Origin of the sequence: Streptomyces sp. NPDC001027 (assembly GCF_040299045.1) — a bacterium.
In the GTDB taxonomy this organism is placed as follows: Bacteria; Actinomycetota; Actinomycetes; order Streptomycetales; family Streptomycetaceae; genus Streptomyces.
This window is the reverse complement of sequence record NZ_JBEPBI010000273.1, coordinates 1-9,915: the sequence shown is the minus strand read 5'-3', so window position 1 is coordinate 9,915 and position 9,915 is coordinate 1. Positions and strand designations below refer to the sequence as shown.

At 74.7% G+C, this 9,915-nt stretch carries 6 protein-coding genes; all 6 read left to right on the top strand.

Annotated elements, in window-relative coordinates:
• Positions 1–2,373 (top strand): translation initiation factor IF-2 (gene infB / locus ABT300_RS37540; RefSeq protein WP_351685793.1); only part of this gene is annotated, 2,373 nt, incomplete at its 5' end.
• 266 nt (positions 2,374–2,639) lie between these two features.
• Positions 2,640–2,933 carry a DUF503 domain-containing protein gene (locus tag ABT300_RS37535; RefSeq protein WP_351685791.1) on the top strand — a complete coding sequence of 98 codons (294 nt, stop codon included), beginning with the start codon at positions 2,640–2,642 and terminating at the stop codon, positions 2,931–2,933.
• 51 nt (positions 2,934–2,984) lie between these two features.
• A complete protein-coding gene (gene rbfA, locus ABT300_RS37530) occupies positions 2,985–3,434 on the top strand; it encodes a 30S ribosome-binding factor RbfA (RefSeq protein ID WP_306949014.1) in 450 nt (149 codons plus the stop codon).
• Positions 3,434–4,339: a tRNA pseudouridine(55) synthase TruB gene (gene truB / locus ABT300_RS37525; RefSeq protein ID WP_351685788.1), complete on the top strand. Its 906-nt coding sequence runs from the start codon at positions 3,434–3,436 to the stop codon at positions 4,337–4,339. Before rbfA ends, truB begins: the two co-directional genes overlap by 1 nt.
• Before the next feature lie 248 nt (positions 4,340–4,587).
• Positions 4,588–8,709, top strand: coding sequence for a serine protease (locus ABT300_RS37520; protein WP_351685786.1), 4,122 nt, complete (start codon positions 4,588–4,590; stop codon positions 8,707–8,709).
• A 167-nt stretch (positions 8,710–8,876) separates the two neighbouring features.
• Positions 8,877–9,842 carry a bifunctional riboflavin kinase/FAD synthetase gene (locus ABT300_RS37515; RefSeq protein ID WP_351685784.1) on the top strand — a complete coding sequence of 322 codons (966 nt, stop codon included), beginning with the start codon at positions 8,877–8,879 and terminating at the stop codon, positions 9,840–9,842.
• The last annotated feature ends 73 nt before the right edge of the window (positions 9,843–9,915 follow it).

The following is a 9,915-nucleotide window of genomic DNA, read 5'->3' as shown; positions in this document are numbered from 1 at the left end:
GGCGCTCCGGGCGCCGGTCCCCGTCCCCAGGCCCCCGGCGGCCAGGGCGGCGGTCCTCGTCCGCAGTCCCCGGGCGGCGCTCGTCCGAGCCCGGGCGGCATGCCTCGTCCGCAGGGTGCGGGCCCCGGCGGTCCCCGTCCCGGCGGCGGTCCGCGTCCGAACCCCGGCATGATGCCGCAGCGTCCCGCTGCCGGCCCGCGTCCCGGCGGCGGCCCCGGCGGCCGCGGTCCGGGCGGCGGCGGTGCGGGTCGTCCCGGCGGCGGCGGTCGTCCCGGCGGCGGCGGCTTCGCGGGTCGTCCGGCCGGTCCCGGCGGCGGCGCCCGTCCGGGCGGCGGCGGCGGTTTCGCCGGTCGTCCCGGCGGCGGCGGTCCCGGTGGCGGCGGCGGCTTCGGCGGCGGTCGTCCCGGCTTCGGCGGACGTCCCGGCGGCCCCGGCGGCCGTGGTGGCACGCAGGGCGCCTTCGGTCGTCCGGGCGGTCCCGCGCGTCGCGGTCGCAAGTCGAAGCGGCAGAGGCGCCAGGAGTACGAGGCCATGCAGGCCCCGTCGGTCGGCGGCGTGATGCTGCCTCGCGGCAACGGCGAGACCATTCGCCTGTCGCGCGGCGCCTCCCTCACCGACTTCGCCGAGAAGATCAACGCCAACCCGGCGTCGCTCGTCGCGGTGATGATGAACCTCGGCGAGATGGTCACGGCCACGCAGTCCGTCTCCGACGCGACCCTCGAGGTCCTCGCCGGCGAGATGAACTACACGATCCAGATCGTCAGCCCCGAGGAGGAGGACCGCGAGCTGCTCGAGTCCTTCGACATCGAGTTCGGCGAGGACGAGGGCGACGAGGAGGACCTGGTGGTCCGCCCGCCGGTCGTCACCGTCATGGGTCACGTCGACCACGGCAAGACCCGACTGCTCGACGCCATCCGCAAGACGAACGTCATCGCGGGCGAGGCCGGCGGCATCACCCAGCACATCGGCGCCTACCAGGTCTCGACCCAGGTCAACGAAGAGGACCGCGCGATCACCTTCATCGACACCCCGGGTCACGAGGCGTTCACCGCCATGCGTGCCCGTGGTGCCCGGTCGACGGACATCGCGATCCTGGTCGTCGCGGCCAACGACGGCGTCATGCCGCAGACGGTCGAGGCGCTCAACCACGCCAAGGCGGCCGACGTCCCGATCGTCGTCGCGGTCAACAAGATCGACGTCGAGGGCGCCGACCCGACCAAGGTGCGCGGTCAGCTGACCGAGTTCGGCCTGGTGGCCGAGGAGTACGGCGGCGACACGATGTTCGTCGACATCTCCGCCAAGCAGGGTCTGCACATCGACTCGCTGCTCGAGGCCGTGATCCTCACGGCCGACGCCTCGCTCGACCTGCGGGCCAACCCGAGCCAGGACGCGCAGGGCATCTCGATCGAGTCCCGTCTCGACCGCGGCCGCGGCGCCGTGGCGACGGTCCTCGTGCAGCGAGGCACCCTGCGGGTCGGCGACACGATGGTCGTGGGCGACGCCTACGGCCGGGTGCGCGCCATGCTCGACGACAACGGCAACAACGTCGCCGAGGCCGGCCCGTCGACGCCGGTCCAGGTCCTGGGCCTGACCAACGTCCCGGGTGCGGGCGACAACTTCCTCGTCGTCGACGAGGACCGCACCGCCCGCCAGATCGCCGAGAAGCGTGCCGCCCGCGAGCGGAACGCCGCCTTCGCCAAGCGCACGCGCAGGTTCTCCCTGGAGAACCTGGACGCCGCCCTGAAGGCCGGCGAGGTCCAGCAGCTGAACCTGATCATCAAGGGTGACGCTTCCGGTTCGGTCGAGGCCCTCGAGTCCTCGCTGCTCCAGCTGGACGTCGGCGAAGAGGTCGACATCCGCGTCCTGCACCGCGGCGTCGGTGCGGTCACGGAGTCGGACATCGACCTGGCCATGGGCTCGGACGCCATCGTCATCGGCTTCAACGTCCGCGCGGCGGGCCGCGCGGCGCAGATGGCCGAGCGCGAGGGCGTCGACGTCCGGTACTACTCGGTCATCTACCAGGCGATCGAGGAGATCGAGGCGGCCCTGAAGGGCATGCTGAAGCCGGAGTACGAGGAGGTCGAGCTCGGCACGGCGGAGATCCGCGAGATCTTCAAGTCGTCCAAGCTGGGCAACATCGCCGGTGTCCTGGTCCGCTCGGGCGAGGTCAAGCGCAACACCAAGGCGCGCCTCATCCGCGACGGCAAGGTCATCGCGGAGAACCTCAACATCGAGGGCCTGCGCCGCTTCAAGGACGACGTCACCGAGATCCGCGAAGGCTACGAGGGCGGTATCAACCTCGGAAACTTCAACGACATCAAGATCGACGACGTCATCGCGACGTACGAGATGCGGGAGAAGCCCCGCGCGTAAGTAGACGGACGCCGCCGGCCGACGGGAGACCTTCCCGTAGGCCGGCGCTCCGTCTCGGGGGCTGCCGTCCCCGAAACCCGGCTTCGGCCCCGAACGGGCGGGCCTCGTCCGCCAGGCCGGACGACTCGTCCGCGGCCGGACTGCGTCGGCCGCCCGGCACGGAAAACCCCGTCGAGTCGCCGACCGCAACGTTGTACCGTTCATGATGTCCCTGCCCCCTGGCGGCAGGGCCGTCGATCCCGTACCGGCGGGTTAACCGGTTACACATGTACGTGGGGACACTGTCCTTCGACCTCCTCCTCGGCGACGTGCATTCGCTGAAGGAGAAGCGCTCCGTCGTCCGTCCGATCGTCGCCGAGCTCCAGCGCAAGTACGCGGTGAGCGCGGCCGAGGTGGACAATCAGAACCTCCACCGCAGGGCCCGCATCGGCCTCGCCGTGGTCTCCGGTGACGCGGAGCACCTGACCGACGTCCTGGACCGGTGCGAACGGCTGGTGGCCGCCCGCCCCGAAGTGGAGCTGCTGTCGGTCAGACGCCGTTTCCACGGCGAAGACGACTGACACGACCGACCACGTGAAGAACGCAACAAGGAAAGAACGGGAGACGGACCAGTGGCCGACAACGCGCGCGCCAAGAGGCTGGCGGACCTCATCCGAGAGGTGGTGGCCCAGAAGCTGCAGCGTGGGATCAAGGACCCGCGGCTCGGTTCCCACGTCACCATCACGGACACCCGGGTCACCGGCGACCTCAGGGAAGCGACCGTCTTCTACACCGTGTACGGCGACGACGAGGAGCGCGCGGCCGCGGCCGCGGGCCTGGAGAGCGCCAAGGGCGTCCTGCGCTCCGAGGTGGGCCGCGCGGCCGGCGTGAAGTTCACGCCGACGCTGGCCTTCGTCGCCGACGCCCTGCCGGACAACGCCCGCACCATCGACGACCTCCTCGACAGGGCGCGCGCCGCCGACGAGAAGGTCCGCGAGGTGTCCGCGGGCGCCGGGTACGCCGGCGAGGCCGACCCGTACCGCAAGCCCGGCGACGAGGACGAGACGGACGACTCCGCCTGATGAACGGCAAGCAGAGCACGCCCGACGGACTTGTCATCGTCGACAAGCCGTCGGGCTTCACCTCGCATGACGTCGTGGCCAAGATGCGGGGGATCGCCCGGACCCGCCGCGTCGGGCACGCCGGCACGCTCGACCCGATGGCGACGGGAGTCCTCGTCCTCGGCGTCGAGAAGGCGACGAAGCTCCTCGGGCACCTGGCGTTGACCGAGAAGGAGTACCTGGGCACGATCCGGCTCGGCCAGACGACCCTGACGGACGACGCGGAGGGCGAGATCACGGGGTCCACGGACGCCTCGAAGGTCACCCGGGACGCGATCGACGCGGGCATCGCCAAGCTGAGCGGCGACATCATGCAGGTCCCGTCCAAGGTCAGCGCCATCAAGATCGACGGCGTGCGCTCCTACAAGCGCGCCCGGGACGGCGAGGACTTCGCGATCCCGGCCCGCCCGGTCACCGTCTCCGCCTTCTCCGTGTACGACGTCCGTGACGCCGTCGCGGAGGACGGCACCCCGGTGACGGACCTGGTCGTGTCGGTCGTCTGCTCCTCCGGCACCTACATCCGGGCCCTCGCCCGGGACCTGGGCGCCGACCTCGGCGTCGGCGGCCACCTCACCGCCCTGCGCCGCACCCGCGTCGGCCCCTACAAGCTGGACTCGGCGAAGACGCTCGACCAGCTGCAGCAGGAGCTGAGCGTGCTGCCGATCGGCGACGCGGCCGCCGCCGCGTTCCCCCGCTGGAACGTGGACGCCCGGCGAGCCCGGCTGCTCCTGAACGGCGTGCGCCTGGAGATGCCCGACGAGTACGCGGGCGCGGGCGCGGTCGGCGTGTTCGACCCCGAGGGCCGCTTCCTGGCCCTGGTGGAGGAGCAGAAGGGCAAGGCGAAGAGCCTCGCCGTGCTCGGCTGAGCCGTCTTTCCTCCGGATTGCCCGTGGAGCGGCGAGCACGGGGTGCTGCCCCGCCGCTCCACGGTCCCCCCTCGGTTCCCCCACCTCTAGGCTGCGTTCGGCAGCGGGTGTTCATTCACCCGTCCGGGCAGGCGCTCGGAGTGAAACGAGGGAGTGCAGGGGGGCGCTTTCGTCCCGCAATCCCTTCCGCTGATCCTTCGCGCCTACCGTCGACCGCAGGGCACGCGGGCGCGGCGGGAGGTACGGCGATGGCGGGACGGGGCCCGCGGACACCGCGGCACGACTCCATGCGGGGCAGGTCGGGGGACGGGCGGACGGATCCTCGCGGCACTCGCGACGAAGATCCGTGCGCTCCCTTCGGCGTCGACGCCTCCCTGGTCCGCATCCGCGACCTGGCCGGCCGGCCGCGCGGCGCCGGCTTCGTCGCCGACCACCACGGCACGGTCCTCACCAGCCACGAGACGGTCGACGGCCTCTCCCGGCTCGTCGTGCACGCCGCGGGCGACCGCAGCTGCCTCGTGAGCGCCGACGCCGTCACCGCCCTGCCCGAGCTCGACCTGGCGCTCGTCCGCACCGAAGGCCTCGGCGCGGACCCGCTGCCGGTGACCGTGCGGCAGGGCGTCGAGCCCGGCCGGTACGTCCGGCTGGCCGCCGGCTGCTGGCGTGAGGCGCGGGTGCTGGCCGAGGCGTCCGTGACGTACACGGCCACGGACCGTTTCCACCTGGTCGACGGGGCTCTCGAGCTGGCGATCGGCACCGCGGGCCGGGACGCGCTGCGGCTGGGCGGCGGAGCGGCCGGAGGGCCGGTCCTCGACGCCGCGACCGGCGCGGTCGTCGCCGTCCTCGGCACGGCACTGCGCTCCGGCCCCCGCGACACGGGCTTCGCCGTCGCCCTGCGTCCCTCCCGTCCCTCACCCCCGACGCCGCCCGGTGACGCCCCGGCGGGAGGGGCGGGCCAGGACGGCGAACGCGGTGCGGCGGGCGGTGTGACGACGACCGCCGGGGCGGCCGTGTCGTCGCGCGAGACCCGACACGGGTACGGCATCGGGTTCGGGTCCGGGTACGCGTATCCGGGTGCGGGCGGGGCCGCGAGCGCCGGGGCGGGTCATGCGCAGGCGACCGGGACCGCGGGCGTCGGTTCGCCGTCCGGGGCGGACGGAGTGCGGGCGGCGCCGGCTCAGGCCGCCGGGCCCCTGGCCGAGCTGCTCGCCCGCAACGCGGCGACCGTGCCCGCCTACGGCGCGGACCTCAATCTGGCGGGCGTCCTGGAACTGACGGCCACCTCCGTCGCCTCGGACGGCCCGCCCGACGCGCTGTCCGGCCGCTTCGGCGCGGCCGGCGGTTCCCGTCCCGCGGCGACGGACCCGGTCGAACGGGCCCACCCGGCAAGGGAGTTCGCCGCCTTCGCAGAGGGCCCGGCGGCCGTCCTCGGCCTCGTCGGCGCCCCGGGCAGCGGCCGTACGACGGAACTCGCGGCGTTCGCCGCCCGCCGGCACCGGGCGCCCGAGCAGGCCCCCACCCTGTGGCTGCGCGGCGCCGACCTGCGGGCGGACGACGACTCCCTCGCCGACGCGGTCCGCCGCACCCTGGCCAGGGCGGCACGCATCGTGGCCGCGGGGCGGAGCACGCCCGGGACGACGTCCTCCGGCGCGCCGCACACGACGGTGGCCTCGGACGCGAGGGGGGCCTCGGACACGACGGGGATCTCGTGGGGGGCGGGGGCCTCGCGGGGCGCAGCGGGACCCTGGGGCGCGGAGGGCGAGCCGGGCCCGGCGGGCATGCCAGGCCCGGCGGGCGCGTCCGGCGTTCCAGGCGGAGCCGCTGCGGGCGCCGCCGGTCCGGACGGCGTCACCCCCGAGCGGCTGGCCCGTCTCGCCGCGGCCGCAGGACGCCCTCTGCTGCTGCTCCTCGACGGCCCCGAGGAGATGTCCCCGGTCCTCGCCCACCGGCTCGCCGACTGGAGCGAGGGCACCGCCGCCTGGCTGCGCGAGACGGGCGCCCGACTGGTGATCGCGTGCCGGGCGGAGTACTGGGAGCGGGCGGGCGCGCACTTCCCGCCGCAGACCCTGCACGGGACCGCACAGGCGTCGGGCCCGCTCCCGCCCTGCGTCCGCCTCGGCGACCTCACCCCCGACGAGGCGCGCGAGGCACGCGCCCGCTACGCCGTCCCCGACACCGCGCTCGCCGCCCCCGACGACCGTCACCCCCTCACCCTGCGCCTCCTCTCCGAGGTCCGGGCCGCCCTGCCCGGCCACGCCGACCGGTCCCCGGCCGACGGGCCCCTCGTCGACCGGCCCCCCCTCGGCCGGGACGACGTCTTCGCCGCCCATCTCGACCTGATGTGCCTGCGCATCGCCGTCCGCATCGCCGTCGAGAACGGACTGCGGGGCGCGGCCGTGCGCCGCCTCGCGGCAAAGGTCTCCGGACAGGTCCACGAGGCCGCCCGCCGCAGCCTGGGACCGGGACAGGGCCAGCTGGACCGGGCGTCGTTCGAGGCGGTGTTCCCCTGGGGCGCGGCGCCCGCCCGGCTCGGCGCCGACAGCGGCTGGGCGTCCGCCGTCCTCACCGAGGGCCTTCTCGTGCCCGCGGGCAGCGGCTACCGCTTCGCCCACGAGGAACTCGCCGACTGGCTCCAGGGCCTCCACCTCGACCTGGACGAGGCCTTGCGCGCCTTGGTCCACCGTCCCGAGACGCCCGGCGGCGACCGCCCGCTCCCGGTGCCGCGTCACCGCATCGGCCCCGTGCTCGAGGCCCTGCTGCTCCTGGGCCGGCACCAGGGCCCGCACCGGCTCGCCGCCCGGCTGCGTGAGCTGATCCACTCCCTGGAGGCCGACCCCTGCTCCTGGTGGGCTGCCCGGCTGCTCGCCCAGACCCTGCTGCGCGTGCCGGACGCGACGCCGTACACGGGCGTCCTGCGCCTGCTGGCGGACCGCATCGGCGCCGGCGCCGCGGAGACGGGCCCGCCCCTCGCGGACTTCGGCCCCGGGTTCTGGACGGCACTTGCCCTGCCCTGCGACGCCCGCCTCGACCTCCTGCGCCGTCTCGTCCCCGCCGACGGCGCCCCCCACGACGCGGACGCGCCCCGCTACCTGGACGTCGTGGCCAGTCTCCTCGCGGCCGAGCCGACCGTCGTGCAGCCGCATCTCACCCACTGGTTCGACGACGAGCGGCCGCTGCCCGCGACCCCGCACGCCACGGTGGCTACGGCCGCGCAGGCCCTGCTGCACACCCATCGACGAGGCGCCCTCGACGACCTCACCGACGTGCTCGTCGACTGCGCGCACCACCGCGCCGCCGAACTGCTCGCCGTGCTGGCCGAGGAGGAGCCGTCGGCGCTGTGCCGGGCCGTCGACCGCTGGGCGCACGACGCGCGTCCGGCCCGGCGGGCCGCGGCGGTCGCACACGCCCTGAGCGCCGCGCCGCACGCCCGAGCCGAGGCGGACCGCCGCCTGCTGCGCCACACCGCCCTCGGGCTGCTCGCCCGTCCCGGCGACGGCCCTCTGCACGGCGGCGCGCTCGCCCTTCTCGTCCGCGACCCCGAGACCCGGCGCGGGTGCCTGCCGCGGGCCCTCGATCGGTTCGCGGCGGGCGACGACCCGTATCTCCCGCCGAGCGCGCTGCTGCCCGCCCTGTCCACCGACCCCGGGCCGGTGCTGGACGCGTTCCGGGCGCGTCTGCTCGGCGCCGACCGCGCGGACGCGGGCAGGGTCCTGTGGACGCTCGCCGAGGTCACCGCCCCTCCCGCCGAGGCCCGCCGGATCGCCGCCCTGGTGCAGGAGACCGCCGAGCGCCGGCCGGAGTGCGCGGGGCATGTCGCCGCGTACGTCGACCGCCGTCTCGATCACGGGCCCGACGCCCGCCCGGTGCTCCTCCCCCTGGTCACCGGCCTGCTGGCCGACGGGAGCCCGGAGCCGGTCCGGGCCGCGCTGGCAGGGGTGCTGGCCGCCCCCGGCGCGCCCGGGTCCCGCCCGCTGCGGGACGAGCTCCTGGAGCACCTCCTCGTCCGCGAAGAGGCCCCCGCCGTCCTGGCCGCCGTCCTGTACGCGGCCGCCGGCCGTGACGGCGACGACCTGCGCGACCTCCTCCGCCTCACCGGCCGCCTCCTCGTCCGCACTCAGCACGGCGCGACCTGCTTCGACCGCGGTCTGGTCGACCTGGGTCGGCACGTGCCGGGCTTCGCCGCGCGGGTGGTGGAGTGGATCACGGAGGCGCCGGGGGAGTGGGCCGCCGTGATCGGCCCGAGCGCCCGCCGCACGGTGGAGAACCTGGCCGGGGCGGGGACCGGGACCGGAGCGGGGACCGGGGCGGATACGGGCGCGGGGGCCGGGAGCGAGACGGCGAGCGGGGCGGGTCCGCGTGTGACGGTGTGACGCCGCGGGGCGCCTGCAGCCGGCGAAGGCCCGCTCACGTGGGCCGTCTCACGTGGGCCGGGTCACAGCCTCCATGCCGATGCGGGCGGGAAGCACCCGGCATGGCACCCTTAGACCTGCGTAAGAGGCAAGAGCAGACACGGACAAGGGTTCGAGGAGCGGTCACAGTGCAGCGCTGGCGTGGCTTGGCAGACATCCCCGAGGACTGGGGACGCAGCGTCGTCACCATCGGCTCCTACGACGGTGTCCACCGAGGACACCAGCTGATCATCCAGCACGCCGTGGACCGGGCCCGCGAACTGGGCGTTCCGGCCGTCGTCGTCACCTTCGACCCGCACCCCAGCGAGGTCGTCCGTCCCGGCAGCCATCCGCCCCTGCTCGCCCCCCACCACCGCCGCGCGGAGCTGATGGCGGACCTCGGGGTCGACGCGGTCCTCATCCTGCCGTTCACCACCGAGTTCTCGAAGCTCTCACCTGCCGAGTTCGTCGTGAAGGTCCTGGTCGACCGGCTGCACGCGAAGGCGGTCGTCGAGGGTCCGAACTTCCGCTTCGGCCACAAGGCCGCGGGCAACGTCGAGTTCCTCGCCGAACAGGGCAAGGTGTACGACTTCGAGGTGGAGGTCGTCGACCTGTACGTGCGCGGCGAGGCGGGCGGCGGCGAGCCGTTCTCCTCGACGCTGACCCGACGTCTGGTGGCCGAGGGCGACCTCGCGGGCGCGGCGGAGATCCTCGGCCGTCCGCACCGCGTGGAGGGCGTCGTGGTGCGCGGGGCGCAGCGTGGGCGCGAGCTCGGCTTCCCGACCGCCAACGTCGAGACCCTGCCCCACACCGCGATCCCGGCGGACGGCGTCTACGCGGGCTGGCTGCACGTGGACGGCGAGGCGATGCCCGCCGCGATCTCCGTCGGCACCAACCCGCAGTTCGACGGCACCGAGCGCACGGTGGAGGCGTACGCCATCGACCGCGTCGGCCTCGACCTCTACGGACTGCACGTCGCCGTCGACTTCCTGGCGTTCGTGCGCGGCCAGGCCAAGTTCGACTCCCTGGACGGGCTGTTGGAGCAGATGGCGCAGGACGTGAAGCGCTGCCGGGAACTGGTGACCGCCCAGCAGGGGCAGGAGCAGGCGCAGTAGAGCGGTGACCGGCGGGCTGGCTCGGCCCGTCCGGCGAACGGCCGAGGGGCGGCCGGTGTCCTGAACACCGGCC

Coding starts and splice junctions, on each gene's coding strand:
- ABT300_RS37535 (WP_351685791.1), top strand. CDS start 2,640: ATGTACGTGGGGACACTGTCCTTCGACCTCCTCCTCGGCGACGTGCAT.
- truB (WP_351685788.1), top strand. CDS start 3,434: ATGAACGGCAAGCAGAGCACGCCCGACGGACTTGTCATCGTCGACAAG.
- ABT300_RS37520 (WP_351685786.1), top strand. CDS start 4,588: ATGGCGGGACGGGGCCCGCGGACACCGCGGCACGACTCCATGCGGGGC.